General features: G+C 58.9%; 24 protein-coding genes. 9 read left to right on the forward strand and 15 right to left on the reverse strand.

Translation table 11 applies throughout. The features are described 5' to 3' along the window. Positions 1–442: 442 nt before the first annotated feature. The 7 genes from AC13QY_RS04665 to AC13QY_RS04695 form a co-directional block, all read right to left on the reverse strand. On the reverse strand, positions 443–2,398 hold the full coding sequence (locus AC13QY_RS04665; protein WP_113332670.1) for a MacB family efflux pump subunit: 1,956 nt from the start codon (positions 2,396–2,398) through the stop codon (positions 443–445). A 3-nt stretch (positions 2,399–2,401) separates the two neighbouring features. Then, positions 2,402–3,721 carry an efflux RND transporter periplasmic adaptor subunit gene (locus tag AC13QY_RS04670; protein ID WP_442966486.1) on the reverse strand — a complete coding sequence of 440 codons (1,320 nt, stop codon included), beginning with the start codon at positions 3,719–3,721 and terminating at the stop codon, positions 2,402–2,404. Between the two features lie 4 nt (positions 3,722–3,725). Further along, positions 3,726–5,225 (reverse strand): efflux transporter outer membrane subunit, encoded by a 1,500-nt coding sequence (locus tag AC13QY_RS04675; RefSeq protein WP_113351155.1) that lies wholly within the window; start codon positions 5,223–5,225, stop codon positions 3,726–3,728. A gap of 284 nt (positions 5,226–5,509) precedes the next feature. After that, on the reverse strand, positions 5,510–6,124 hold the full coding sequence (locus AC13QY_RS04680; RefSeq protein WP_113351156.1) for a hypothetical protein: 615 nt from the start codon (positions 6,122–6,124) through the stop codon (positions 5,510–5,512). A gap of 267 nt (positions 6,125–6,391) precedes the next feature. Continuing rightward, on the reverse strand, positions 6,392–6,553 hold the full coding sequence (locus tag AC13QY_RS04685; RefSeq protein ID WP_186450319.1) for a hypothetical protein: 162 nt from the start codon (positions 6,551–6,553) through the stop codon (positions 6,392–6,394). 82 nt (positions 6,554–6,635) lie between these two features. Beyond that, on the reverse strand, positions 6,636–7,487 hold the full coding sequence (locus AC13QY_RS04690; protein ID WP_113351157.1) for a helix-turn-helix transcriptional regulator: 852 nt from the start codon (positions 7,485–7,487) through the stop codon (positions 6,636–6,638). 68 nt (positions 7,488–7,555) lie between these two features. Further along, entirely contained in the window at positions 7,556–7,783 is a 228-nt protein-coding gene (locus tag AC13QY_RS04695; RefSeq protein ID WP_113351158.1) for a DUF1127 domain-containing protein, read from the reverse strand. Positions 7,784–8,007: 224 nt separating this feature from the next. On the opposite strand from AC13QY_RS04695, the gene AC13QY_RS04700 reads away from it, so the two are divergent. Next, entirely contained in the window at positions 8,008–9,153 is a 1,146-nt protein-coding gene (locus AC13QY_RS04700) for a M24 family metallopeptidase (RefSeq protein ID WP_145634143.1), read from the forward strand. Positions 9,154–9,175: 22 nt separating this feature from the next. Here AC13QY_RS04700 and AC13QY_RS04705 read toward each other — a convergent pair whose 3' ends face one another. The 6 genes from AC13QY_RS04705 to AC13QY_RS04730 all read right to left on the reverse strand — a co-directional run bounded on the left by AC13QY_RS04705 (position 9,176) and on the right by AC13QY_RS04730 (position 15,258). Beyond that, positions 9,176–10,234, reverse strand: coding sequence for an ABC transporter ATP-binding protein (locus tag AC13QY_RS04705; protein ID WP_113351160.1), 1,059 nt, complete (start codon positions 10,232–10,234; stop codon positions 9,176–9,178). A gap of 4 nt (positions 10,235–10,238) precedes the next feature. Further along, positions 10,239–11,069, reverse strand: coding sequence for a carbohydrate ABC transporter permease (locus AC13QY_RS04710; RefSeq protein WP_113351161.1), 831 nt, complete (start codon positions 11,067–11,069; stop codon positions 10,239–10,241). A 3-nt stretch (positions 11,070–11,072) separates the two neighbouring features. Further along, positions 11,073–12,008: a carbohydrate ABC transporter permease gene (locus AC13QY_RS04715; protein ID WP_113351202.1), complete on the reverse strand. Its 936-nt coding sequence runs from the start codon at positions 12,006–12,008 to the stop codon at positions 11,073–11,075. A 90-nt stretch (positions 12,009–12,098) separates the two neighbouring features. Continuing rightward, a complete protein-coding gene (locus AC13QY_RS04720) occupies positions 12,099–13,358 on the reverse strand; it encodes an ABC transporter substrate-binding protein (protein ID WP_113332662.1) in 1,260 nt (419 codons plus the stop codon). A 41-nt stretch (positions 13,359–13,399) separates the two neighbouring features. Continuing rightward, positions 13,400–14,566 (reverse strand): PLP-dependent transferase, encoded by a 1,167-nt coding sequence (locus AC13QY_RS04725; protein ID WP_113351162.1) that lies wholly within the window; start codon positions 14,564–14,566, stop codon positions 13,400–13,402. Beyond that, on the reverse strand, positions 14,563–15,258 hold the full coding sequence (locus AC13QY_RS04730; protein ID WP_113351163.1) for a FadR/GntR family transcriptional regulator: 696 nt from the start codon (positions 15,256–15,258) through the stop codon (positions 14,563–14,565). Before AC13QY_RS04730 ends, AC13QY_RS04725 begins: the two co-directional genes overlap by 4 nt. Before the next feature lie 194 nt (positions 15,259–15,452). Here AC13QY_RS04730 and AC13QY_RS04735 point away from each other — a divergent pair, with 194 nt between their 5' ends. Beyond that, positions 15,453–15,716 (forward strand): hypothetical protein, encoded by a 264-nt coding sequence (locus tag AC13QY_RS04735; protein WP_113351164.1) that lies wholly within the window; start codon positions 15,453–15,455, stop codon positions 15,714–15,716. A 363-nt stretch (positions 15,717–16,079) separates the two neighbouring features. Then, positions 16,080–16,214, forward strand: a complete 135-nt coding sequence (locus AC13QY_RS04740; protein ID WP_257714007.1) for a hypothetical protein — start codon at positions 16,080–16,082, stop codon at positions 16,212–16,214. Positions 16,215–16,348: 134 nt separating this feature from the next. Here the strand turns inward: AC13QY_RS04740 and AC13QY_RS04745 are convergent, their stop codons facing one another. Both AC13QY_RS04745 and AC13QY_RS04750 read right to left on the reverse strand, forming a co-directional pair. Then, positions 16,349–17,551 carry an amidohydrolase family protein gene (locus tag AC13QY_RS04745; RefSeq protein ID WP_233788769.1) on the reverse strand — a complete coding sequence of 401 codons (1,203 nt, stop codon included), beginning with the start codon at positions 17,549–17,551 and terminating at the stop codon, positions 16,349–16,351. Between the two features lie 60 nt (positions 17,552–17,611). Beyond that, positions 17,612–18,325 (reverse strand): GntR family transcriptional regulator, encoded by a 714-nt coding sequence (locus AC13QY_RS04750; protein ID WP_113351203.1) that lies wholly within the window; start codon positions 18,323–18,325, stop codon positions 17,612–17,614. Between the two features lie 268 nt (positions 18,326–18,593). Between AC13QY_RS04750 and AC13QY_RS04755 the strand changes: the two genes are divergently transcribed. The 6 genes from AC13QY_RS04755 (at position 18,594) to AC13QY_RS04780 (ending at position 24,959) form a co-directional block, all read left to right on the forward strand. Further along, positions 18,594–19,682, forward strand: a complete 1,089-nt coding sequence (locus AC13QY_RS04755) for an ABC transporter ATP-binding protein (protein WP_113351167.1) — start codon at positions 18,594–18,596, stop codon at positions 19,680–19,682. 31 nt (positions 19,683–19,713) lie between these two features. Continuing rightward, a complete protein-coding gene (locus AC13QY_RS04760; RefSeq protein ID WP_113332657.1) occupies positions 19,714–21,012 on the forward strand; it encodes an ABC transporter substrate-binding protein in 1,299 nt (432 codons plus the stop codon). Between the two features lie 69 nt (positions 21,013–21,081). After that, positions 21,082–21,993, forward strand: a complete 912-nt coding sequence (locus tag AC13QY_RS04765) for an ABC transporter permease (RefSeq protein WP_113332656.1) — start codon at positions 21,082–21,084, stop codon at positions 21,991–21,993. A 1-nt stretch (position 21,994) separates the two neighbouring features. Beyond that, positions 21,995–22,816: an ABC transporter permease gene (locus tag AC13QY_RS04770; protein WP_069615545.1), complete on the forward strand. Its 822-nt coding sequence runs from the start codon at positions 21,995–21,997 to the stop codon at positions 22,814–22,816. 4 nt (positions 22,817–22,820) lie between these two features. Continuing rightward, positions 22,821–23,564 (forward strand): aspartate/glutamate racemase family protein, encoded by a 744-nt coding sequence (locus AC13QY_RS04775; RefSeq protein WP_145317753.1) that lies wholly within the window; start codon positions 22,821–22,823, stop codon positions 23,562–23,564. 108 nt (positions 23,565–23,672) lie between these two features. Further along, entirely contained in the window at positions 23,673–24,959 is a 1,287-nt protein-coding gene (locus AC13QY_RS04780) for a DUF763 domain-containing protein (protein WP_113351204.1), read from the forward strand. Positions 24,960–24,994 lie beyond the last annotated feature (35 nt).

Here is a 24,994-nt window from a genome sequence, read left to right on the forward strand (position 1 = left end):
GATAGAGCGGTTCAGAGATTCCGTGAAGAGCTGAACCGCTCTAGCACGAGCGACGCGATTCAAGTCATCGTGGCATCGCGGCTTGGCCATCCCTTGCGGGGATGGGATCATCTGACGGAATATCCGTGCGATCAAACAGGCTTTACTTGCGTAGAACTCTCGAAAATTCTACATAAACCAATATTGAAAGTAAGATTATAGAACTTACCAAATAGTTCGTGCCGGCGGAAAAGCCGAGACATTAAATTTCGCCAAAATGCCTTGTTTCAGCAACATTCAGAAATGTCAGTGGCGGCAACTGATGTAAAATCGTGGTCGATCAGCAGCTTGGCTCGAGCAGGCTTTGGTCGCCCCGCATACCCGGCTTCGCCATGACGCCCCCAACACGAATGGCGAAGCCGGATTGCTTTCCGGCTCCGCCGTTGATTTTTTCCCCGAAATATCAGTCTCTTGATAATGCCGCGACAGGGTCCAGCAATGATGCGTTGCGGGCTGGCAGGTAGCCGAAGGTCAGGCCGATCGCGCAGGAGCATGCGAAGGCCAGAATGATCGAACTTGCGGAATAGACGAGCGTGAAGTTCGAGCCGAAATAGTTGAAAGCAAAACCAAAGCCAAGCGCCGTCGCGATGCCGAAAGCACCGCCCAGCAGACATACGAGGATGGCTTCGATCAGGAACTGCTGGAGAATGTCGTGACGTCTCGCGCCGACTGCCATACGCACGCCGATCTCGGCGATACGTTCCGACACCGAGACGAGCATGATGTTCATGACACCGATACCTCCGACCAGCAGCGATATGACGGCGATCGCCGAGACGAGCAGGGTCATCGTCCGGGTCGTGCTGGTAATGGTCTGACGAATATCGTCGGTATTGAGGATAAAGAAATCCTTGGTGCCATGGCGGAGCTCCAGAAACTGGGAGACGGCCGCCTCCGCGGCAACACTTTCGGTATTGTCGGCGACTCGTACCGTGACGCTGCGCAGCGACATATCGCCCAACAGGCGGGCTTGGACACCGGTATAGGGTAGATAGACGGAAAGATTATCACTTGAGCCGAAGCCGCCTTGCTGGGAGGCGATGATGCCGATGATGCGCGCGGGAACCTTGCCGACGAGAATGGTTTGCCCAAGCGGATCGAGCCCCTGATCGGCGAACAAGGTCGCCGCCGTGTTCTGATCGATTACCGCATCCTGCGACAAGCGTTTCACGCTGTCCGCGTCGAAGAATCTGCCCATGATAAGTTTCGATCCCTTCACGGAAAAATACGCGTCTCCCACACCATTGATGAGGGCGTTCGCCTCCATCGAGCCGAATCGCACGGTGCTGCTGGTCGAGACGGTCGGTGTAACAGCCGCGACATAGGTCAATTTCGCCAAAGCATCGGCGTCGGCGACCACCAGGGTCTTGATGCGGCCGGAGCGCGTATCGCCGAAGCTCTTGCCGGGAAAGATTTCCAGCGTGTTGGTGCCGAGGCTATTGATATTTTCCAGAACCTTTCGCTGCGATCCCTCGCCGAGCGCGACGACGCTGACGACCGAGGCTATGCCGATGATAATGCCGAGCATGGTCAGGAACGTGCGCAGCCGATGGGCCTTGAGTGCAAGGACCGCCATTCGGAAGGCTTCCGTCAGCCGGCCGGCCATCTCCCGCCAGCTGGATTTGCCGAAGCCGGCCGCGGTAGCGGAGGCTCGCAATGCTGGAGCTTTGCAGTCTGCACGTCGATCGGCAACAATCCGTCCGTCGGAGATCTCGATGATGCGATCGGCACGCGCGGCGACATTCATGTCGTGGGTGACGATGACGACCGTGTGGCCCTCGCCATGGAGCTCGTCAAGAATACGCAGAACTTCCTCGCCGCTCTGCCGGTCAAGGGCGCCCGTGGGCTCGTCGGCAAGAATGACGTTGCCGTTATTCATCAGGGCGCGCGCGATCGAAACTCGCTGCTGCTGGCCGCCCGAAAGCTGGCCCGGGCGATGGCTGTTTCGTTCACTCATGCCGAGCCGCTCAAGAAGCGCTGCCGCGCGCGCTCGTCTTGTTTCACCTGACTGCCCGGCATAGATGGCCGGTACCTCGACATTGCCGATCGCCGTCAGCTCGGAAAGCAGATGATAGCGTTGAAAGATGAAGCCGAAATGCTCTCTGCGCAGTTTGGATAGCGCATCGCTGTCTAGGCGATGCGTCTCTTCGCCGGCGATCGCATACGTGCCGGAGGTCGGGCGGTCCAATAGACCGATGATGTTCATCAGCGTGGATTTCCCCGAACCGGAAGGCCCGACGATCGCGACCATTTCGCCTTCGGCGATAACAAGATCAACATCCTGCAAGACTGCGATCGTGCGGTCCCCGGATTGATATTCGCGACGCACGCGCTTCAGTTCGATAATCGGAGAAGGCATGGGTCAGAACCCCATTGGAGGGGGAGGGCCGCCACTGTTGTTCTTCGTGATCGCCGTGCTTGCCTCGCCGACCACGACATTCTCTCCTTCGGAGAGACCAGAGAGGATTTCGGCGGAGACGTTGTCGTTGAGACCGACCATGACGTTGCGGCGGATCCTCTTGCCGTTGTCGCTCAAGACCTGAACAGCGCGGGATCCCTCGGCGGATTTGGCGCCCAATGCGGAGGAAGGGATGGTGAGCACATTCTTGGCCTCTCCGAGAACAATGTGAACCTCCGCCGACATGTAGGTGCGAAAGTAATTATCGGGGTTCGGCACTGCAAACACACCGTTGTAGTAGATCGCCGAGGTGGAGGATGACGATGTCGTGCTGCTGCTTGATGACGCTGTGGTCGAGGACGAGGTAATGCTGCTGTCGCTGGTGATCGATTCAGGTGCCGGCTCGATCGACTGCAATGTGGCCTCATACCGGGTATTCGGATCGCCAAGGATGGTGAAATAGATCGGTTGCCCCACCTTGACCTTGACGACATCGGCTTCGGAGATCTCGGTGCGAACGATCATCGTATCGACTTGTCCGAGGATGACGATCGTCGGCGCCGATTGCGCCGCGTTCACCGTCTGGCCCTGCTGGTTGACGATGGCGAGCACCGTGCCGTCCATCGGCGCCGTGATGTGCGTGTAGGAAAGATTCGCGCGCGCGGTTTCCACCGCGACTTCAGCGGATGTGATTTGCGCGTCGAGAGCTGCAATTTGGGCGGTAATCTTCTTGACGTTCGCTTCCGCACTGTCGAGGTCCGCCTTGGAGCCTGCCTGGTTGCGGAATATCGTCTGCTGGCGAACGAGCGTCGTCTGTGCGTTTTCAAGATCGGCCTCGCTTTCCTGACGCTGTGCCCTAACGTTCGCGAGGGAGGCTTGAGCGGTCTTCAGGTCGTTGCTCTGTGTGGTCGAGTCGATTTCGGCAACAAGGCTGTCCTTCTTGACGGTATCGCCAAGCTTGACATGAAGTGCCGTGATCCGACCGGAGACCTGCGCACCGACCGCAACCAGCTTGATCGGCCTGAAGGTGCCGGATGCGAGCACGGCTTCCTCGACATTGCCCCGCATCACCGGCGCCGTGATGGCCGATGTCGTCTGCCTGCCGAAATAGCCGTATCGGAAAGAAAGGAGGCCGATTACGGCAAGGGCAAGGAGACCCGCATAGAGCATGTGCCGCGGTCTGATGCTCCGCTTTGGCAGCGCTCTGGCGGGAAGAGGGCTTGCGTCCTTGGCCCGTTTCGGGTTGACGGTCGGCGGTGTCTTATGTTCCAGGGTGTTCAGCATGAGATTATTTGACCTTGGCCAGATGGGGACCCGTATCGGCGTCAACGACGACAGGCGTGGAGACATCGACCTGTCCGTCCCAACCTCCACCCAGCGCCTTGTTGAGTGCAATATAGTCGGTAGCGATCGATGCTCTGCTCTGGATCACGTTTTCTTCAGCGCTATAGAGCGAGCGTTCGGCATCCAGCACGTCGAGAAAGTCGATAACGCCGGCCTTGTTCATCGTATGCGAGAGGTCCGAGGCCCGGCGGTAGGAGCTGCTGGAGGAGACGAGCTTGCCGTACTTCAGCCGTTCCTGGGTCAGCGATACGATAGCATTCTCGACATCCTCCATGGCCGAAAGAACAGCCGATTGGTAGGCGATAAAATACTGATCCCGTTCGGCCTTGGCGACGTCCACGGCGGCCTTGAGCTGTCCGCCCTGGAAGATCGGTACCGTCAGAGTCGGGCCGAATGTCCATCCGATGGAGGACTTCTTTGCAAGATCGCCGATACTGGCTGCCGACGATGAAATGTCACCGGTCAGGGAGATCGAGGGATAACGATTGGCTTCGGCCTGACCGATCTTCGCGGTATATTGTGCAAGCTGCCGTTCTGCCAGACGAACATCCGGCCGCGAAATCAGAATATTGGCGGGAATGCCGACGGAGACATTCATCTTCGGGCTCGGAATCGGACCGCCGCCCTTGAGCCTGTCCTCAAGCGTGGCCGGAGGCTTGCCCAGCAGCACACCCAGGCGATGGACAGCTTCCGAATAGGAGATTTCGTAGGTTGGGATATCAGCCTCCGTGCTGTTAGCGAGCGCGTCAGCCTTGGCGGTATCGACGCCGGTGGCGCTGCCTGCCTGATATTCTGCATGGGTAAGAGCAGCACTTTCGCGCTGCGATGCGGCGGTGCGCTTGGCCAGATCGCGTAGCGCTTGATATTCACGCGCCTGGACATAATAGGATGCGACATCGCCGATCAGGGTCAGCATGGTGTCGCGCAGCTGCTCATCCGCAGCATCGACGCCGTATTTCGCCGCTTCCGCGGCGCGCTTGTTGCCGCCGAAGAGATCGAGCTCCCAGCTGGCGTCGAACCCCCCGTCATACAATGTGGAAAAGGTTGCATCTGTCGTGCCGCCTTCTGCAGCCGACGTGCGTGTGCGTGCCGCGGAAGCCGTTGCCGATGCCGTTGGCAGCAATGCGCCCCTCTGCTCCCGATAGGTGGCGCGCGCTTCACGGATCTTTGCCTTGGCTGTCGCAACGTCAAGATTGCTGGCGATCGCCTCCGCGATGAGCGCATCAAGGGTCGGATCCTTGAGCTGTTTCCACCATTGCGACAATTGCGGGGTTTGCGAGGGCTTGCTTGTGGCCTTGCTGTCCCAATGCGTCGGCACGGCAAGGGCGGGTGTCTTATAATCCGGCCCTACGACACAGCTTGTCAATGTTCCGACGAATATGGCGGCAATGGCAATATTCGACGGTCCCGTGTTTGAGCGCAAACATATCGGCAAGATTTCCATCCCTGGCTTGTTGATGCAATGCACTGGCCTCGATTGGGGCCAGGAAGACGTGGAGCGTGAGGGAGACCATCGCTTTTCCTCTGCGAAGAAGGAATGGCGGTGCTCACACGCCATTGGTCCGGGAGCGCCGGGCGGGGCGTTCCCGGACCATTCGGCCCGGCGAAGGGCCGCTCCTTCCAACCAACAGGGGCGTCCGGGGGGATCTCGATTGGCTGGAAGCGGAGAGGAAATGGTCTGTCGTGGTGAGGTGGAGGGTTTCGCCCAGAAAGACCCTCCATTGATGATCAGTGGAACGGATGCGGGCCGGGAACGAGCGAGCGCTCCGCGTCCGCCAGTTTGGTGAGCTGATCGGCGTTCAACATGTTGCGCAGAGCCACAGCCTTGTCCTTGAGAGCCTTGGCCTTCGCGGCACGATCCAGTACGCGATCGGCTAGGCGCTCTCCGAAAAGTTGAGCTTGCCCGTCGCTCTGATGAGCAGCCTGGGACGCGGCATCGTCGTCGGGCGCCGGCAGGTCCGGCAGCTCGTTCTTTGCGGGAGTCAGGAGATCGATCAGGGCGCTGGTATAATCCCGCCAGGCGTCGAGCTGGTTACTGCGGACGCCGATCAAGGTTTCGAGCGCTGACAATTTTTCCGCGATCATCAGGGCCGGGTTCGGTCTATGCGGAGGCCCCGGGGGCATGGGCATACCCCCGCCAGCGGCCATCATAGGCCCTTCGGGATGACGGTCCTGGAAATACCAGCCGTCCGATGGCGGGCCGACCGGACCCGGTTGCGCGGTCTCTGCGCCTGCAGGCTTTTGCTGCTGGGATTCGATTTCTGCACCGGCTGCATAAGCTGAAACGGTTGCACCGCCAATTGCCGTTACCAATAAAGCCGCGACGATAAGTCGTTTGTTCATAATCAATGCCTTCGCTACGAGTAACTGCAGCAAAAGCTAATGCGACCTTATGAATGCAATACGTCGATATGTTTCCTAACTTTTCCCGCAAGGGGAATATTGCGAACGAAGTTTGCTGATGGCCTGGCAGCAATGCTTCATTACAATTTCCTCTATTGTCGCCTTAAAGTTCGACTTCCATTGTAACAGCAAGCGACATTCGGGATCGATCGCAGGTCGCAGATAGAGAGAGCTGTCGCTTGGCGACGGCTCTCTCCACAGTGTTCGCTATTCCTTGCTTCCGGAAGCAGCAGATGTCGATTGCTCCGCCTCCTTCAACGCGGCCGCACATTCCTCGCAGCACACTTCCACCGATTTGCCGCCGAGATTGACCTTGATGGTCTCGGTGCCGAGTTCGCAATCGCAAGCGGCACATGTGGTTCTCTTCATCTCATGATCCTTTCCTGATCGATCCCCTTGCCAGGGCGGGATCATAAGAGCCCTGATCATCATGTCGGCGCTGTCAGAATCTTTAGCGAACCGCATAACGCTTGGGCTTCAATTGTGCCGAACGCTGAAATTCCGCCGGTGTCTGCCCGTAGGTCTGTTTGAATGCTGCACTGAAATGGCTGTGGCTGGAAAAGCCGAGATCGAGCCCGAGCATGGTCAGGTCGTCATAGACGCCGAGGAGATCTAGCGCTCGGGCCAGCCGCAACCGCAGCTGATAGCGATAAAGCGGAATGGCTTCTACCTGCTGGAAGACCTGTGTCAGGTAGACGGGCGAGACGCCGACATCCCTGGCGATCTCTGCAAGCGTCCAGCGCCGTGCAAGATCGGACGACAGAACGAGCTTTGCCCGGTCGACGAGCTTCTGCCGGCCGGAACTTGCGCCGGCCGCATGCGATGTCCGCTCGCCCAGAGAACGGCGCACCAAAGTCAACGCCAGTGTTTCGCCTTCAAGGCTCTCGGCTATATTGCGGCTGAGCCCATGGCGAAGCATAGCCACAAGCGCCTGTGCGCGCGGATCGATGCGTCGGCGCTGGCGGCGAAAGATAACGCTTTCACCGGATTGAACCTGTTCCTTCGGTGCAAGCTCCTGAAGAACGCTCTCGTCTATACTAAGATCGAGACAGGAATCACCGCCGTCAACAGGATGACTGATTCGATATTCCTGTCCGTTGTTAAAGAACAACACCTGGTTTGCTTCCGCAACAGTATCAATCTGGCCGACGTGGCGCTTGAAGACGCCACGATAGGGATAGACGAGGCTCGTCTTGTGGGCGCATTCCTCTCCGCTCTTATGCCGGCATTCGCCGTTACAGACGATATCGCGGATGACCACGGTTTTCGTCTTCAGCAGCAAGGCGGTCGAAATTTCTGACATGCCGAACTTCCCCATCCCGGCGTTAACGCCCGTCGCACCAGCGGAGCTTAGCACATCCTGCGCCATTTTTAGTAGCGACTATAAATATGAACATCGCTCCCCTTCTGGCCTCGGGAAAGGCCAATGTCCTTCAACTGATCGTCCGACAGTTCCAGAAGCGCATTGCGGTTCCTGCGCTCGACCATCTTGCGTGCGAGCGTGCGTGCAAGGTCCTGCAACGCCGAAAAAGGCGAGCGTCGAGCCTTGCGGAAAGCGCCGGCCGGTTCGGAAGAGGTGATGATGTTTGTGGCTTGCATGGCGATACTCCATCGGTTGCTTCGATGAGAGCAGTGAACCACTGGAGCCGTGTTCGCGCTGTCAGATAATTTAGCAATCGAACGCGGCTGCAGCCTTTCGGGAAAGTGATTATATTTGTATTTTCCTTGTCGACATAAGTCTTGCAGCAACGATAGTGTCGGCTCTGCTCCGCATGTTGCGACAATCACACTATGCAGGGCGACGATCATTAAGGAGAGTAGGAATGTCGTGGCAACATCCAGTACCCCGGATCACCGCGGAGGAAAGACAACAGCGCCTTTCGAGTCTTCGAAAGCTGCTCGATGCAAAGGGATTGGCCGGCATGTTGCTCGGGCCGACCGAAAGCCTCCGCTACTTTACCGGTCTGGTCTGGCACGCGAGCGAGCGGTTTCTCGGCGCATTGGTGACGCCGACAGAACTCTACTACATCGTACCGGGCTTTGAGCGTAGCAGGGTGGAAACCCTGCCGCATCTGCCGGCGGAAATTGTTGAATGGCAGGAGGAAGAGAGCAGCGCGGCATTGATCGCCCGCTTGCTCGGGAATGCCGGCATCTTGGCGCTCGACGACAGCATGCCGCTTTATTTCTACAACGCCCTGGCGACCGAGCTTGGAGCTGAAAGGCTTGTGAATGGCGGGCCGATCATCAACGGTCTGCGCCGCATCAAGTCTCCGGCCGAAATTGCGCTTATTCAATATGCCATGAACCTGACGCTGGACGTACACAGACAGGCTCATGCCTTGCTCAAGCCGGGAATTCGCGCGTCGGAAGTCGTCGAATTCATCGACCGGCGGCATCGCGAGGCAGGTGCCGATGGTGGCTCGACCTTCTGCATCGTATCCTTCGGCGAAGCCACGTCCCTGCCGCACGGCGCCGACGGCGATCAGACGCTTGGCGAAGATGACGTGATTCTGGCGGATACCGGTACCCGCATCGACGGCTATCATTCCGACCTGACGCGGACCTACAAGCTGAAGAGCGGCGATAGCGCCTTCGAGGATGCATGGGCGATCGAACGGGAGGCGCAGCAGGCCGTTTTCGACGCGGCAAAGCTGGGCGCTGCCTGCTCCAGCCTGGATGATGCGGCGCGCGCTGTACTCGCCAGACACTCGCTTGGCCCCGACTACAAGCTGCCGGGACTGCCGCATCGCGCCGGTCACGGCCTTGGCCTCGAAATTCACGAAGAGCCTTATATCGTGCGCGGCAACACGACCGTGCTGCAGGCGGGCATGTGCTTCTCAAACGAGCCGATGATCGTCTTTCCGAAGAAATTCGGCATCCGGCTCGAGGATCATATCTATATGACGGCGGACGGCCCGCGTTGGTTTACGCAACCATCCAGCGGACCGACGAAGCCGTTTGCAAGCTGAGAATTTCCAGACAGGGCGGCCGTCAAGCCGCCCTTTTTCCATCCTCATCGAAGACATGCAGATGCTGCGCCGGGAAGGAGACGTTCACTTGCGTTCCCGTGCTCAGGGCGGTGCGATCCAGGGTGAATACCTTGAACGGGAGGCCGTGCAGCGAAAGATGCAGGATGATGCCGAAGCCGGTGGGTTCGATGAGTTCAACATTGGCCGTCATGTCGGACGGGTTGGACGATAACACGACATGCTCAGGCCGAATGCCGAGCGTGATCTTCGCAGCGGTTACTAATTTAAGCGGCGCCGGAAGCGAAACGAGCGTGCCATCCCTGAGCTTGACGGCATTGCCCTCGTAAGTCGCATCGAGAAAGTTCATGCCGGGCGAACCAATGAAGCCGGCCACGAAGAGATTGGCGGGGCGGTCGTAGAGTTCGAGCGGGCTGCCGACCTGCTGAACCACCCCGCCATGCATGGCAACGATGCGGTCCGCCAGCGTCATCGCCTCGATCTGATCGTGAGTCACATAGATCGAGGTCGCTTTAAGATCGCCATGCAACTTCTTGATTTCCGCTCGCATCTGCTCACGCAAGCGGGCGTCGAGATTCGACAGCGGCTCGTCGAAGAGGAAGGCTTTCGGCTGGCGCACGATCGCGCGGCCCATGGCGACGCGCTGGCGTTGGCCACCGGAAAGCGCCTTCGGACGGCGCTCCAGCAGCGGATCGAGGCCGAGCTTGGATGCCGCACTGGCGACAGCCTTGGCAATGCCATCCTTGGCCACCTTCCGCAGCCGCAGGCTGTAGCTCATATTGCCGGCGACATTCATATGCGGGTAGAGCGCATAGGACTGAAAGACCATGGCTATGTCGCGGTCCTTCGGATGCAGCTCGTTGACACGATTGTCGGCAATGCGGATTTCGCCGCCGCTGATGTCCTCAAGGCCGGCGATCATGCGAAGCAGGGTGGACTTGCCGCATCCCGAGGGGCCGACAAGAACGACAAACTCCCCATCCTTGATCCTGAGATCGATGTCATGCAGCACCTGCACGTGGCCGTAGGCTTTCTTGACGTTCTGAATATCGATCGATGCCATATGACTAACCCTTGACCGCGCCGGCCGTCAGGCCTTGCACGAGATAGCGTTGGATAAGCAGGAAGAAGAGCGCGGCCGGAATGAGCGCCATGACGCCCGCCGCCATCATCTGCCCGAAATCCACCGAGAATTTCGAGACGAAGGTGAGAAGCCCGACCGGGAATGTCGCGGCTTGATTGCCGTTGATGAGCATCAGCGCGAAAAGCAGCTCGCTCCATGCGGCGGTGAAGACAAAGCCGAGCGTTGCGGCAATGCCGGGTAAGGTCAGCGGCAGGATGATCTGCCGGAAGGCGGTGAACTGCGTCGCGCCGTCGATCATGGCAGCCTCCTCCAGATCCTTCGGAATGCCATCGAAGAAGGATTGCATCAGGAAGGTGGCGAAAGGCACGTTGAAGGCCGTGTAGACGATGACAAGGCCGGTCAGGCTGTTGGTCAGGTGCAGCGGCGTTAGGATCTTGAAGATCGGCGCCACCAGCATGACCAGTGGAAACATCTGCGTCAGCAGCATCAGCGCCACGATCCAGTATTTGGCGCGGAAATTGAAGCGCGAGAGCGCATAACCGGAGAGCGACGCACAGATGGTCACCATGATCGCCGTCGAGGCAGAGACGATCAGGCTGTTCTTGAAGAAGGTCGGAAAGTCACTGTGCTGCAGCACGAAGGCATAGTGTTCCCAGGTCGTGCGCGACGGCCACATGCGTACACCCTCGGTATAGAGCAGATCATTCGGCGTCACCGAGACCTTCAACAGCCAGAAAAGCGGGAAGAGCGCGAAGACCACGTAGCAAAGAATGGCCAGACGATGGGCGATGGTGGGAAGGACGGATCGTCTCATGGCTCAATCCTTGTTCAGCAGGGTCTGCCGCAGCAGGATGATCAGCATGGAATAGGCAAGCAGGAGGACCAGCAGCACCAGGGCAATGGCCGAGGCATAGCCGAAATCCAGCCGCTTGAAGGCTTGCGTGAAGATATAGCTCGCGACGATCTGCGTGCGGTCCGCCGGCCCGCCTCCGGTCATAACGACGATCAGATCGGCGAAATTGGAGATCCAGACCGTTCGTAGGAGGATCGTGATGGCGATGGTCGGCGCCAGGAAAGGAAGCGTGATCGAACGAAAGCGCTCGAACCAGCCGGCGCCGTCGATCGAAGCCGCCTCATAAAGATCGCGCGGGATCGCCTGAAGGGCTGCCAGGAGCGTGATCGCGAAAAAAGGAATACCCCACCAGACATTGGCGACAATCGGCCCCCACATCGCGTAGTTCGGATCGGAGAGAATATTGCCCGGCTCGCTCATCAGGCCCATAGCATAGAGCCAATGCGGGATCGGTCCGATGACCGGGTTGAACAGCCAGGACCAGTTGAGGCCGGCGAGGAAAGAAGGAACGGCCCAGGGCAGGAATACCAGCGCCTGAACGATCGATCTGCCGAAAAACGGTTTGTCCAACAGAAGTGCCAGGATCAGCCCGAAGATGAACTGCAGCACCACGGAGGCACCGGTCCACCAAAGTGTATTCTTCAGTGCCCAGTAGAAGGCCTTATCCTTGGAGAGCTCGCGAAAGTGTTCCAGGCCGATGAAGCCGCCGGAAAACGGATTGAGCAGTTGAATATCGCGAAAGGCGTAGGATATGCCGATTGCCAGCGGCACCAGCATCACGGCGATGATGAGGATGAGGGCAGGGGCGCTGTAGAGATAGGGCTCCGAGGCGTCGGCGAGGCGCTTTAGCCACGGCCTGCGGTCGTGGCGCCTCTCGAGCGTGTCGGTGATCGAAGTCATCTGCAAGAGTTCCCATTCGCGGCGTTCGAACGCCGTCTGTTTCAATTGGGCAGAGATGGCGGCGGATCGCTCCGCCGCCGCATGTACGTTCTATTTCTTGGCCAGGAATTTCTGCTGGGCCTTGGTCAGATAATCGGCCCATTGGTCGGCCAGATCCTTCGCCGAGATATCGCCGAGCAATGCCTGCTGCGAGGTCTTGATGGCGAGGGAATCCTTGAAGAAGGCGAATTCCTCAAGATAGGTCGGCATGACGGTGGGAACGGTGTCCTTGTCGGCCAGTTCCTGGAACCAGCCCTTGAACTGATCGCCGGCATAGAAAGGGTCCTTTTCCGCGGCCGTATAGGCCGGCAAGGCGCCGATCTTCTTGTTCCATTCCAGGTTGCCTTCCTTACCTTCAAGGGTCGCGATCAGCTTCCAGGACAGATCCTTGTTCTGGCTTGTCGCGAACATCGACCAGCCGGCATAACCGATGGTCGGGAAGGACTTGCCATCCGGCCCCTTCGGCAGCGGTGCGACGCCGAAATCATCCTTTTTCATGCGTTCGGCGACGGCAATCAAAGCGTCCGGGTCCTGGTCGAGGAAGGCGCAGGTGCCGGAGTAAAAGCCGGCGACGACTTCGTTGAAGCCCCAGTTGACGCTATCCTTCGGCGCATAGCCCTTCTTGTAGAGATCGACCATCCACTCGATGCCCTTGGCCCAGCCGGGGCTGTTCATCGTCGATGTGCCGTCATCCTTGAAGTACTTGTTGTCGCCGGCCATGGAAGCGGCAAAGATCATCCAGCCGTTGAGACCGCCCGGACCGCCGCGCATGCAATAGCCGTACTTACCGGGCAGCTTGGAGATCGCCTCGGATGCCTTGACGAATTCGTCCATCGTCTTTGGCGGCTCGGCGACGCCGGCGTCCTTCAGGATCTTCTTGTTGTAGAACATGGCGCGCAGATAGAAGCCGTAGGGCAGCATATAGGCGGTGTTCTTGACATCCCGGCCGAGCTGAAGCGCTCGAGGCGTCAGTTCGCTCGTATGCTCCCACTTGGCGAGGTATGGCTCGAGGCTTTCGAGCATGCCATTATTGCCATAGAGCGAGAGCCAGGTGTCCGGCATTTCCATCACGTCGGGCGTATCGCCGGCAGAGACCATGGTGGCAAATTTCTGGAAGGCCTCGTTCCAGGGCAGGGAGATGATGTCGACCTTGGTGCCTGGGTTCGCGGCTTCGAACTTTGCGACGATCGACTTGAGCGTCTCGGTGCGCTCCGGGCTGGTGATGACTTCCACGAGCTTCAGAGTCGTATCGGCAAAAGCGGTGCCGCCCATCAAAGCGGTAAAGAGTGCTGCCGTTATCAGTCTTTTCATGTTGGTTCCCCTTTTTGGATTTTCCTCTCAGATTGACGATGTCACGAGGCGGCGGCGATTGCCTCCTCGAGTTCCTTCCACAGGGCCTCGGTTCCTTCGAGGCCGACATGGAGACGTACGGAGCGCGGATTGATGCCAAAAGTATGCGCCGAATTCGGCTGCGCCTTCTGCTGCAGCACGACTTCGCCCGGCACGATCAGACTCTCATGTCCGCCCCAGCTCACACCCAGCTTGAAGAGCTTGAGGCGATCCACGAACGCACGCACGTCGACGCCTTCGCGGAAGATGAATGAAAACAGGCCTGAGGTGCCGTTCAAGCCGGCCGGCAACCGATTGGCGAGACCCGGATGGCAGACCTGTTCGACGACATCGAGCTCCTGCAGCCGCTTGGCGATCGTCAAGGCCGCTGCCTCGTGTGCCTTCATGCGGATCGGCAGCGTGCGAAGCCCGCGGATCAGGAGCCATGCGTCAAAGGGTGAGAGCTTGCCGCCGAGGTAAGGATAGGCTTCTGCCTTCAGCCGCGCGATCATCTCCTTCGACCCGGCAACGACGCCGGCGACCACGTCGCTGTGCCCACCGAGATATTTCGAGGCGGAATGGATGACGAGATCGACGCCGAGCTTCAGCGGCTGCTGGAAGTAAGGCGTTGCCCAGCTATTGTCGATCATCGAGACGACGCCGTGCTGCTTGGCGAGTGCGGCAAGCGCACCGACATCATGCGCTTCCATGACCCAGCTCGTCGGGCTTTCCATGTAGAAGACCTTTGCGCCGGGAAGCGCCTTGGAGACGGCTTCCTCATCGCGGCCGTCGACATAGGTCACCTCGACCTTCATGCGTTTCAGAACCGTGCCGAAGAGACGGAAGGCATCGGGATAGACATGCTTGACCGCAACGATACGGTCGCCCGGTTCGACAAAGCTTAAAACAGCCGACGATATCGCGGCCATGCCGCTGGCAAAACCGAGCGCATCTTCTGCGCCTTCGAGTTTTGCCAGCATCTCCTCGAACAGGCGCACCGTCGGATTGAGGCCGCGCGTATAGGTAGGCCGCACCTTTTCGCCGCGATAGGAGGCGATCATCTCGTCATAGCTGGAGAAGGTAAAAAGCGAGGTCTGGAAGATCGGCGGCACCACGGCATCGGCGAAGTTGCCGTCATCATGAGCGGTGATGAGGGAGGCAAGTTCGAACGGCTCTAACCCGTCAGTCATTTGGACATTTCCTTGATGTCTTCCTCGACCACGTCGAGAATTTTCAATGTTTCGGCGCGCGCTGCCTCGGGATCTTGGTCGACGATCGCGTTGAACAGCGTGCGGTGATAGGGAAAGGAGCGGCGAGCAAAATCCTGCCGATCGAAAGGATGCTCCCAGAAGCGCTCGAAGGTTTCTCTCATCTGTTCGAGAAGCTGCCGGAACAGCGGGTTATGCGTGGCGTCATAGACGGCAAGATGGAAGGCAAGATCCTCAGGCCCGGATGTGCCCTTGGCCATATGGACGCGCTCCATCTCGTTGAGTTTCTCTTCGATGATGACGAGGTCTTCGTCGGTGCGCTTTCTCGCAGCCACCATGCCGGCCTCGCATTCAATGCCGCGGCGGACCTCCAGCGTCTGCAGCAGCGCATCGCGCAGATGTGACGGGTTGAAGGAAAGCGGCATATGGATCGTCGCCTTCGAAACCGGCTTCAGCAAATAGGTGCCGCTGCCTTTGCGCGTCTCCATGACGCCGAGCGCCTGGAAATAGGTGATCACCTCGCGAATGGTGGAGCGCCCCACGGAAAGCGCGGTCATCAACTCGCGCTCGGTCGGAAGCCGGTCGCCTGCCTGCAGCTTGGACGATTCGATGAAGGTCGACAGCGCCTCGATGACTTGCTGCGTCCGGTCGATGGAAGGAAGAGGGGTAAGCATGGGTTTTGTCATGGGACAGTAAATTGGTCTGACATCTGCCATCAGGTCAATATCTTTTTCTTGGCACGGTCATTTTTCCAGCCCTCAAATTTTTAAGGACGGAAAGCGAGCGGTAACGAAGGTTGTTTGCGGCCTTCAAGAGCACCGGCAGCACTGATAGAAGGAACGTGTTGTGAGTCCCGGGCTGGAAGAGAATGGCCGCAAGAGATCGATATTCACGGAAGCTGGAATGCGCGAAATGCGACCATACCGGCTTCGCCGAAGTGTCCGAAACTGACGATCGGCGGGCGACGAGCCGCGATTTCAAGATAGACGAGATGCCGCGCGGCTTTTCCACGGAACGGCCATCGACCGATCCGCGCAAGCATATGGTGCGCTGCCGGTGCGGCTCGGTATTTCCTTTCGAGCAGGACACGATTTATGCACCGGGCGGCGAGCCGCGGCGCAGCAAAGCATAGGCCGAAAAGAAAAAAGCCCCGCACAGGCGAGGCTAAGCTTGTGCCGCTCCGGGGAAATCGGAAGCGACGCGGCATTGTCTAACGGTCGTCTTCTCTCCCGGCTAGGTCAGTTTTGCCGATAGCGGTACGCTCAAGTAAAAAAGCTCTTCATTCGTGAAATGAGATTGGTTTCCAGGCTCTCTCCTAGTGGCTGCAAAGATGCGAGGAAACTATCGTGCCGTGCAATATATTCAGCCAGCGTTCATTTTCCCACGGGCAAAAAGGCAATCACCGCAACGCCTTGCGGTCGTCGAGGCCCGGCTTCTATTGGTTTTCGAGCCTGGCTGCCGGGCCTCGCAGATACTGAAAAACTCGGATACCCACATGCGATTGCTTCGCGCCTTCATCGATTGGATACGCCGCAGACGGCGGCCGGAACAGGAAACGATCCAACATTCCGCCGACGACCCATGGGTTCTGCAGCAGATCGAGAAATTCGAGAGAGAGCTAAAGCGCTAGAGCGGTTCGGGTTTTCACGGAATACCTGAACCGCTCTAACTCTTTGTTTTCACGCAATTCCGGACGGAAAATCGCTGCACACTTTTCCTGGAGTTGCTCTAGCAGGCTCACCGATTCGTAGTCCTGGTGCCTGATCAGCGCCGCAGGACGGTCCCATCTTTGGCGACGAGTTTGCCCGCCTTGTAGACCGCGCGTCCTTTCGGCACCGCGACGACCGCCTCGGGAATATGCTCCGCCTTCAAGGTAACGAAGTCGGCTTTGGCGCCGATCTTCAAGCCATAACCCTCCAGGAGCAGGGCCTTGGCGCCGCTTTCCGTCACGACATCGAAGGCAACCTTCAATTCTTCGTCGGTATAGAAGCCGGACCGATAGCCGATCATCATGGCGCGACCCAGCATGTCGCCGTCGCCATACGGCCACCAGGAGTCGCGAATATTGTCACTGCCACTGAAAACAGTGACGCCGGCAGCCCGAAGCAGGGCGACGGGCGGGAAGGTATGGGCGCCGGGTGCGTTGGTCATGATGGAGACACCGCTCTCGGCGATCAGGGCCGCAGCGCGCTTGGCCGCTTCGATCGAGAGATCGCCAAGTCCGTAGGCGTGGCTGATCGCGACGTGCCCGCCCATGTAAAGCTTACGCGTGCGGGCGCAGATTTGCTCGATGGTGAAGAGGCCGAGCGTGCCGCCGTCATGAAGATGGATGTCCACATCGACGCCATGCTTCTCGGCGACGCCGAAAACCACATCGAGATGTTTTTCGACATCGCGGTCAAAGCTTGCCGGATCGAGCCCGCCCACAAGGTCAGCTCCCAAGGCGATCGCCTCGTCCAAGAGCTTCGGCGTGCCGGGGCTCTTCAGAATGCCGCTTTGCGGAAAGGCAACGAGCTGGATGTCGATCAGGTCGCGGTATTCTTCGCGCACGGCAAGCACGGTCTCCAGCGATTTCAGTCCAACGGAACCGTCCACCATGACATGACTGCGCATATGCGTGCTGCCGTTGGCAATGCAGAGTTCGAGCTGGTTTCTGGCCCTTTCGTCCATCGGCGCGGCCTGCGCCATGTTTTGCGCCTGGAAGGCAACACGTTCGTGGACGTCGAAGCCGTTGGCGCACGGCTTGTGCGGTATCCAGGCATCACCGTAAAAACTGGTGTCGAGATGAATATGCCCTTCGACGAAGCTCGGCACGACGAGGGCACCTTCAAGGTCGATGAGCTGGAAGGCAGAAATCGGTGCTCCAGTCTCGGTCATCGACACGATCCGCCCGCCCGTGACGCCGATGTCCTTGATGGAACCGTCGGCAAGTTTGGCCCGGGTAAAGAGAGTTTCGATCGTGCTCAATTTTTTCTCCATGAATCGATGGCCACCAGTCGCGCGCGAAATGCCTGGGCAGCGGATGTCCTACCGCTCGAAAGCCTCTTTCAGGCCGAAGCTTTTGCGCTCACGTAGGTCAAGATCGGCTTCGATATGCGCGATATGATGCAGCATGAGATGACAGGCCGTGTCGACATCCTTGCGCTCCAGCGCGGTGATGATGTCCCCATGCTCGGAATGGCCGCAACTGGAGGCGCTTGACTGTCCATAAAGTGCAATCACCAGCGAGGAGCGAGCAACAAGCTCCTCCATGAAGCGCTGCATGATGAGATTGCCGGAAATGGCCGCCAGCATCAGATGGAAGTCGCCCGAGGCCTTGATCTCGGCCCGGCGCGCGGATTGACCCCGCTCTCCCATAAGGCGGCCTTCTTCCACGAGGAGCTGCCGGAGCTGTGCGAGCTGGGCCGCGGTGATGTGTTCGGCCGCCGATCGCACTATCCCCGGTTCGACCAGGCGGCGCGCGGCGAATATCTGTCGGGCTTCCTCTGGCGATGGATAGGCGACGAAAGCGCCTCGGTTTTTCTCGACGCTGACGAGCCCTTCATAGGAAAGAGCCTGCAGGGCAGCACGTGCCAGTGTCCGGCTGACGTTGAAGAGAGCGCCAACATCGCTCTCGGACAGTTTCGTGCCCGGTGCGAGCCGCCGCTCCACGATCGCGTCGCGAATGGCCTCGCGGATTTGTTGCGCGCCGCTATCGGTGGCGTCGCTGGGCGTCAAAAGCGCATCTGTTGAAGAGTTCATGATCGGTAGCCTGAGTAACTGGCTGCAATGATAGACAGGTTTCGCGCGGAAGTTAAACGAAATCTGATGCAAATAAGCCGATAAAATGTATACAATATTTTGCATAAATCGCGCACAATAGCCTATTTCCTGTGCAGATTCCTAATTGCCTATCAGAAGGCAAAATTTCTTTGCGGAGAAAAAATTCAGAAATTCCAGCCGGTTAGTCAACCTCCGACAAAACTGGCACGATTGATGCAGTGTCTTTCCCAAACCAAAGGGGAAGATGATGTCGAAAGCGGCAGAGATCGATATAGTGTCCGTTTCGAAGGTCTACGGCACGACCACGGCTGTCCATGCGATCAGCCTGAAGATACCGGCGGGTTCCTATTGCTGTTTCCTCGGCCCCTCCGGCTGCGGCAAGACATCGACCTTGCGCATGATTGCTGGTCACGAGGGGATTTCCTCCGGCGATATCAGGCTCGGCAATACCGTAGTTACCGATTTCCCGCCCGCCAAACGCGGCACGGCGATGATGTTCCAGTCCTATGCGCTGTTTCCTCATCTGGATCTTATCGACAATGTCGCCTTCAGCCTGAAGATGAAGGGCGTTGCCAAGGAAGAGCGCCGCGCAAAGGCGCTCGAAATGCTGAAGCTGATGCAGATGGAAGCCTACGCCACACGCCGTCCGGCCCAACTTTCAGGCGGCCAGCAACAGCGTGTCGCGCTTGCCCGCGCCCTGATCACCGATCCGGAAGCGTTGCTGCTCGACGAGCCACTTTCGGCGCTCGATCCCTTCCTGAAGATCCGCATGCGCGCAGAACTGAAGAAGCTGCAGAAGTCGCTCGGCATCACTTTCGTCCATGTCACGCATAGCCAGGAAGAGGCGATGGCGCTTGCCGATATCATGGTCATCATGAATGACGGCCGGATCGAGCAGGCAGGATCGCCGCGGGAGGTGTTCGAACACCCCGCAACGGCCTTCGTTGCCCGCTTCATGGGTGATCATAATGTCTTGTCCGGCCGCGTAACGTCGAGCGAAGAAGGCTTGATCACCATGACCGTGCCTGAAGGGCAGGGCTTCTCGGTAAACGGGTCAGGTCGGGCCGTCGGCGAAGCCGTCGATATCGCGGTCCGCACCGACCGCGTCCGGCTTTCGCCGCCATCGGACAAAGGGCTGGGCTTCAACGGCGTCGTCTCCAATATCGAATATCGCGGCGCAACGCTGAAGATCACCGTTATCGGTGCTGGCAGCGACGATTTCACCGTCATCGCAAGCAATGACGACGATGCGACTAAATCGCTCACCGTTGGCGATGCTGTCTCACTGAGTTGGGCTCAGAAGGATGCAATCCTTCTCGGCCGTATATCCGCATGAAAATCCGAAGCATTAAAAAAGGGGAACTGACATGACGACTGAAACCAGGACTGAGAAGACCACGAAGGGCATTTCCCGCCGCTCGCTGCTGAAGACCGGCGCTGCCGCTCTCGGCGCTATGGCCGGCTCCGGCGTAATCACCGGTTTTCCGACCATCTGGGCACAATCGAACATCACGCTGCGCCAGTTCGGTACCGGCGTTTCGAACATCAATGCCATTGCGGAGAAGTGCAAGGCCGATCTCGGCATCACGCTCGAGATGACCGCGACCGATTCCGATGCCGCCGCGCAGCGTGCGGTGACGCAGCCGAACAGCTATGACATCGCCGACATCGAATACTGGATCGCCAAAAAGGTCTTCCCGACCGGCGTCTTGCAGCCAATGGACGTCAAGAAGCTGAAATATTACGACAAGATCGTGCCGCTCTTCATCACCGGCAAGCTGAAGCCGGATAGCGTCATTGCGCAGGGCACGGCGCCGCACACCGTCGGCTTCGTCGAAGGACAGGGCTCCAAGAAGTTCGCCAAGGAGCCGACGCAGTGGATGACGATGGTTCCAACCATCTACAACGCCGATACGCTCGGCATCCGCCCGGACCTCACCGGCCGTCCGATCAACAGCTGGGCCGATATTCTCGATCCTGCCTTCAAGGGCAAGACCGCGATCCTCAACATCCCGTCGATCGGCATCATGGATGCCGCGATGATCATGGAAGCCGCCGGCAAGATCAAATATGCCGACAAGGGCAACATGACGAAGGCGGAAATCGACAAGACGATCGACTTCCTGATCAAGACCAAGGGCGATGGCCAGTTCCGTGCCTTCTGGAAGTCCTTCGACGAAAGCGTCAACCTGATGGCATCAGGCGAAGTGGTCATCCAGTCCATGTGGTCGCCCGCGGTTGCTGCCGTCCGCTCCAAGGGCATTGCCTGCACCTTCCAGCCGCTCAAGGAGGGCTATCGCGCCTGGGGTGGCGGTCTCGGCCTTGCCTCGCATCTCAAGGGTGCGCAGCTCGACGCGGCTTATGAATATATCAACTGGTACACCTCCGGCTGGGTCGGCGGCTATCTCAACCGCCAGGGCTACTATTCCGCCTGCATGGAAACGGCCAAGAACTTCATGTCGGCCGATGAATGGGGCTACTGGATCGAGGGCAAGCCGGCGCAGGGCGATATCCTCTCTCCGGAAGGCAAGGTCATGGAGAAGGCCGGCGCCGTTCGCGACGGCGGTTCCTTCGAAACCCGCATGGGTGCGGTTGCCTGCTGGAACTCGGTCATGGACGAGGACCGCTACATGGTTCGTCGCTGGAACGAATTCATCGCTGCCTAAGCTGCGATCGATCATTTCCTCTCCCCGTCCGATACGGGGGGAGGATCCTATCAATGGAGAAGCCGGACTATGGCGACAATCGCTTCCTCGGATGCGGAGCAGGAAACTCAAAAGGCCCGACGCGGCTTCGCCGTGCCCGGCTGGACCGTTGCTTATCTGCAGGCAACGCCGCTGTTTCTCATTCTCGGCTTCTTCTTCCTGTTACCGATCGCCATGATCGGCGTCGTCAGTTTCTGGGATTATGATTTCGCTGGCCTTTATCCGGCATTCCTGACCACGAATTATACCGATACGCTCGGTTCGTGGGTTACGTGGAAAACCTACCTCAACACATTGAAATTCACAGCAATTGTCTGGGCGCTGACGCTCTTCATCGGCTTCTGGGTCGCCTATTTTCTTGCCTTCCATATTCGCCGCACCTCGACGCAGATGATCCTTTTCCTCGTCTGCACCGTGCCCTTCATGACATCCAACATCATCCGCATGATCTCGTGGATACCCGTTCTCGGGCGCAACGGGCTGGTCAATTCGACGCTGATCGAGATGGGCCTCATCCCGCAGCCGATCGAATGGCTGCTCTATTCCGATTTCGCCGTCGTGCTCGCCATGGTCCATCTCTATACGCTCTTCATGGTCACTCCGATCTTCAACACGCTGATGCGTATCGACCGTTCGCTGTTTGAAGCCGCGCGCGATGCCGGCGCCAGCGGATGGCAGGTGTTGTGGAATGTGGTGATCCCGCTTGCCAAGCCCGGAATGGCGATCGGCAGCATCTTCGTCGTCACGCTCGTCATGGCGGATTTTTCCACCGTGCAGGTGATGTCGGGCGGCCAAAGCGCATCCATCGCGCTGATGATGAAGAACCAGATGTCGCTGCTGCAATATCCGGCCGCAGCCGCCAATGCGGTCGTGCTGCTGATCGTCGTGCTGCTGATGGTTGCCGCCATCCTGCGTATCGTCGATATCCGCAAGGAGCTCTAGGATGAACCGTGAAAAGCGCAGCCTGGAATTTTATGTTCTCGCGATCTTCTTCACGATCTTCGTGTTGTTTCTCTATGGCCCACTGTCGGCGGTCATCATCCTGTCTTTCCAGGGGCCGGATGGCGGCTTGACCTTCCCGTTGAATGGCGTCTCACTGCATTGGTTCGCCAATCTTTTTGAGAAGCAGGCGGTCGGCGATTTCGGCGCCTCGTTCCAGCGCTCGCTGATCCTTGGCGTCATGGTCATGATCGTCACCGTCGTTGTGTCGCTGCTGGCAGGGCTAGCCTTTCGCCGCCGGTTCCGCGGATCGACATTCCTGTTCTATGCGACGGTTGCGAGCCTCGTCGTCCCATCCATCATCATCTCGCTCGGGATCGGCGTCGTCTTCCAGCAGGGCGGCATTGCGCCGGCCTGGTATTCCTCTGCCTTCGGCGCGCATTTGACCTGGACCTTGCCTTTCGGCGTGCTGATCATGTTTGCAGTCTTCAACCGGTTTTCGCCGGCCTATGAGGAGGCCGCTCGCGATCTTGGCGCCAGCTCCTGGCAAACCTTCCGTCATGTCGTGCTGCCGATGATCGCACCGAGCCTGATCGGCGTCGGCCTCTTCGGCTTCACGCTGTCTTACGACGAGTTCGCTCGCACCCTGATGACATCGGGCACCTACAACACTCTGCCGCTCGAGATCTACGGCATGACGACGAACGTCACGACGCCGGTGCTCTATGCGCTCGGGACGGTGACGACGCTCTTTTCCTTCACCATCATTCTGCTGGCGCTTGCGGTCATGACCATGCTCGGCCGCCGTCAAGCCAAGAAAAGTTGAGATCATGCGCCTGCTGCTCATCAATCCGAACACCACCGTTTCCATGACGGAGAAGGCGGCCATCGCTGCGCGTGCCGTAGCAGGCCCCGGCACCGAGATCATCGCCGCCACCTCGCAGATGGGGCCGGCTTCGATCGAGGGCTATTACGATGGAGCTATTGCCGTGCCCGGCATGCTGCGCGAGCTGAAGGAGAGGCAGGCTGAAGGTTATGACGCCGCGATCATCTGCTGCTTCGACGACACCGGCCTGGAGCCCGCACGCATGTTTTGCAACGTTCCGGTCGTCGGTCTCTGCGAGGCGGCCGTCGCGACGGCCGGCTTCCTGGCACAGCGCTTTAGCGTGGTGACGACGCTCGAGCGGTCACGCATCCTCATCGACAATCTTGTCCATCGTTATGGCATGGGCGCGCGGGCAAAGGTTCGCGCCTCCGACATCCCTGTGCTCGAGCTTGAAGATTCGTCTTCGGGTGCAATCGGAAAGCTGAGGGCGGAAATCGAGCGCGCGCTTGCCGAAGACGGAGCAGAAGCCATCGTCCTCGGCTGCGCCGGGATGACCGATCTGGCAAGAGAACTACAGTCGATTTACGGCGTCCCGGTCGTGGATGGTGTCGCCGCAGCGGTCAAGCAGGCCGAAGCTTTGGTGTCTCTGGGACTATCCACCAGCAAGCGCAGTTCCTACGCCTCGCCATTGCCAAAGCCCTTTTCGGGGGCAATGCAGGATTTTGCACCGGCACCGGTATTGGCCTAATCTCATCACAATCCAACAGTACCACCTCCAATGATCGCTAAGCGTTGCGATTGGCATATCTTCGCTGCCGGGACTACAATGTCTCGGTAAAGAACGAGAGTCGTGGATTTGGCACAGAGAGCCGGCAAAGCTGATCTTCCCCTGCATGGTGGACGCGTACCGCGCTGGCTTGGCGATCGCATGACGCGCCTGGGCGCTGTCATTACCGAAGCGATCGTGCAGCATTATGGGCGTGACGAGCTGTTTCGCCGTCTCGCCAATCCCTTCTGGTTCCAGTCCTTCGGCGCCGTCATGGGCATGGACTGGCATTCCTCGGGGATCACGACAAGCGTTCTCGGTGCCTTGAAGCGCGGTCTGACGCCGCTTTCCGGCGAACTCGGAATCCACGTTTGCGGCGGCCGCGGTGCGCAGTCGCGCAAGACGCCGGACGAGCTCATCCATATCGGCGATCGCGTCGGCCTCGACGGCGCGTCCCTTGCCATGAAAAGCCGGCTGATCGCGAAGGTGGATAGCGCGGCCGTGCAGGATGGCTTCGATCTCTATCTGCATGGTTTCATCGTCGCCGATGACGGCAAGTGGGTCGTCATCCAGCAGGGCATGAACGATGAACGGCGGCAGGCGCGGCGGTATCATTGGCTATCGGAGGGTTTGACGAACTTCCTGGATTCGCCACACTCTGCCATCGAGGGGCGCGAGCAGGGCGAGATCATTAATCTCGCCGATCGACGCGCCGGCCACTCCCGCGACGGTCAGCTGGATTTGCTCGCTTCCCTGGGGCCGGATAAAATCGTCCGCGAATTCAACGCTCTGGAAGGGAAAGTTCCAGCAATCGGCAAACAAGAAGCGCAACCGATGCTGCCATATCTTATCATGCCGGCACATCACGACGTGCGTCAGGAAGATGTGAACATGCGGCGCCTGCACGGAAATCTTGCTGCGGCTGCCGATCGTGGTCCGGTGGATTTCGAGGATCTGCTTCTGACGCCCGGCGTCGGCGCACGCACTGTAAAAGCTTTGGCGATGGTCGCTGAAGTCGTTCACGGCGCACCTTGCCGCTTCTCCGATCCCGCGCGCTTCTCGCTCGCCCATGGCGGCAAGGACCGGCATCCCTTTCCGGTGCCGCTGAAGGTCTATGACGAGACCATCAATGTGATGAAATCGGCGGTCAGGAAAGGGCGTCTCGGTCGCGACGAAGAATTGTCTGCGCTGAAGCGCCTGGATGACCAATCGAGAATACTGGAGCGCTATGTCACCGGCCCCGATCTCAAGGAGATCGTAGCGGGCGAATTCGACCGCTCCTTCTCCTATGGCGGCCGCAGCGTTTTCGGCTGGGAGCCTCCCGTGGACGCCGAGGACGATGGTGCCGAGGGCGGCCTCCGCTCTTCGAAGAGCTAAGCCGGGTACGGCAGAAGGGAGCGGCTTAGCGCCGC

This window comes from Martinezella sp. CNPSo 3795 (genome assembly GCF_057784475.1).

Bases quoted from the DNA above. Each gene is read 5' to 3' on its own strand.
- AC13QY_RS04665 (WP_113332670.1), bottom strand. From the start codon at position 2,398: ATGCCTTCTCCGATTATCGAACTGAAGCGCGTGCGTCGCGAATATCAA.
- AC13QY_RS04670 (WP_442966486.1), bottom strand. From the start codon at position 3,721: ATGCTGAACACCCTGGAACATAAGACACCGCCGACCGTCAACCCGAAA.
- AC13QY_RS04675 (WP_113351155.1), bottom strand. From the start codon at position 5,225: ATGGAAATCTTGCCGATATGTTTGCGCTCAAACACGGGACCGTCGAAT.
- AC13QY_RS04680 (WP_113351156.1), bottom strand. From the start codon at position 6,124: ATGAACAAACGACTTATCGTCGCGGCTTTATTGGTAACGGCAATTGGC.
- AC13QY_RS04685 (WP_186450319.1), bottom strand. From the start codon at position 6,553: ATGAAGAGAACCACATGTGCCGCTTGCGATTGCGAACTCGGCACCGAG.
- AC13QY_RS04690 (WP_113351157.1), bottom strand. From the start codon at position 7,487: ATGTCAGAAATTTCGACCGCCTTGCTGCTGAAGACGAAAACCGTGGTC.
- AC13QY_RS04695 (WP_113351158.1), bottom strand. From the start codon at position 7,783: ATGCAAGCCACAAACATCATCACCTCTTCCGAACCGGCCGGCGCTTTC.
- AC13QY_RS04700 (WP_145634143.1), top strand. From the start codon at position 8,008: ATGTCGTGGCAACATCCAGTACCCCGGATCACCGCGGAGGAAAGACAA.
- AC13QY_RS04705 (WP_113351160.1), bottom strand. From the start codon at position 10,234: ATGGCATCGATCGATATTCAGAACGTCAAGAAAGCCTACGGCCACGTG.
- AC13QY_RS04710 (WP_113351161.1), bottom strand. From the start codon at position 11,069: ATGAGACGATCCGTCCTTCCCACCATCGCCCATCGTCTGGCCATTCTT.
- AC13QY_RS04715 (WP_113351202.1), bottom strand. From the start codon at position 12,008: ATGACTTCGATCACCGACACGCTCGAGAGGCGCCACGACCGCAGGCCG.
- AC13QY_RS04720 (WP_113332662.1), bottom strand. From the start codon at position 13,358: ATGAAAAGACTGATAACGGCAGCACTCTTTACCGCTTTGATGGGCGGC.
- AC13QY_RS04725 (WP_113351162.1), bottom strand. From the start codon at position 14,566: ATGACTGACGGGTTAGAGCCGTTCGAACTTGCCTCCCTCATCACCGCT.
- AC13QY_RS04730 (WP_113351163.1), bottom strand. From the start codon at position 15,258: ATGCTTACCCCTCTTCCTTCCATCGACCGGACGCAGCAAGTCATCGAG.
- AC13QY_RS04735 (WP_113351164.1), top strand. From the start codon at position 15,453: ATGGCCGCAAGAGATCGATATTCACGGAAGCTGGAATGCGCGAAATGC.
- AC13QY_RS04740 (WP_257714007.1), top strand. From the start codon at position 16,080: ATGCGATTGCTTCGCGCCTTCATCGATTGGATACGCCGCAGACGGCGG.
- AC13QY_RS04750 (WP_113351203.1), bottom strand. From the start codon at position 18,325: ATGAACTCTTCAACAGATGCGCTTTTGACGCCCAGCGACGCCACCGAT.
- AC13QY_RS04755 (WP_113351167.1), top strand. From the start codon at position 18,594: ATGTCGAAAGCGGCAGAGATCGATATAGTGTCCGTTTCGAAGGTCTAC.
- AC13QY_RS04760 (WP_113332657.1), top strand. From the start codon at position 19,714: ATGACGACTGAAACCAGGACTGAGAAGACCACGAAGGGCATTTCCCGC.
- AC13QY_RS04765 (WP_113332656.1), top strand. From the start codon at position 21,082: ATGGCGACAATCGCTTCCTCGGATGCGGAGCAGGAAACTCAAAAGGCC.
- AC13QY_RS04770 (WP_069615545.1), top strand. From the start codon at position 21,995: ATGAACCGTGAAAAGCGCAGCCTGGAATTTTATGTTCTCGCGATCTTC.
- AC13QY_RS04775 (WP_145317753.1), top strand. From the start codon at position 22,821: ATGCGCCTGCTGCTCATCAATCCGAACACCACCGTTTCCATGACGGAG.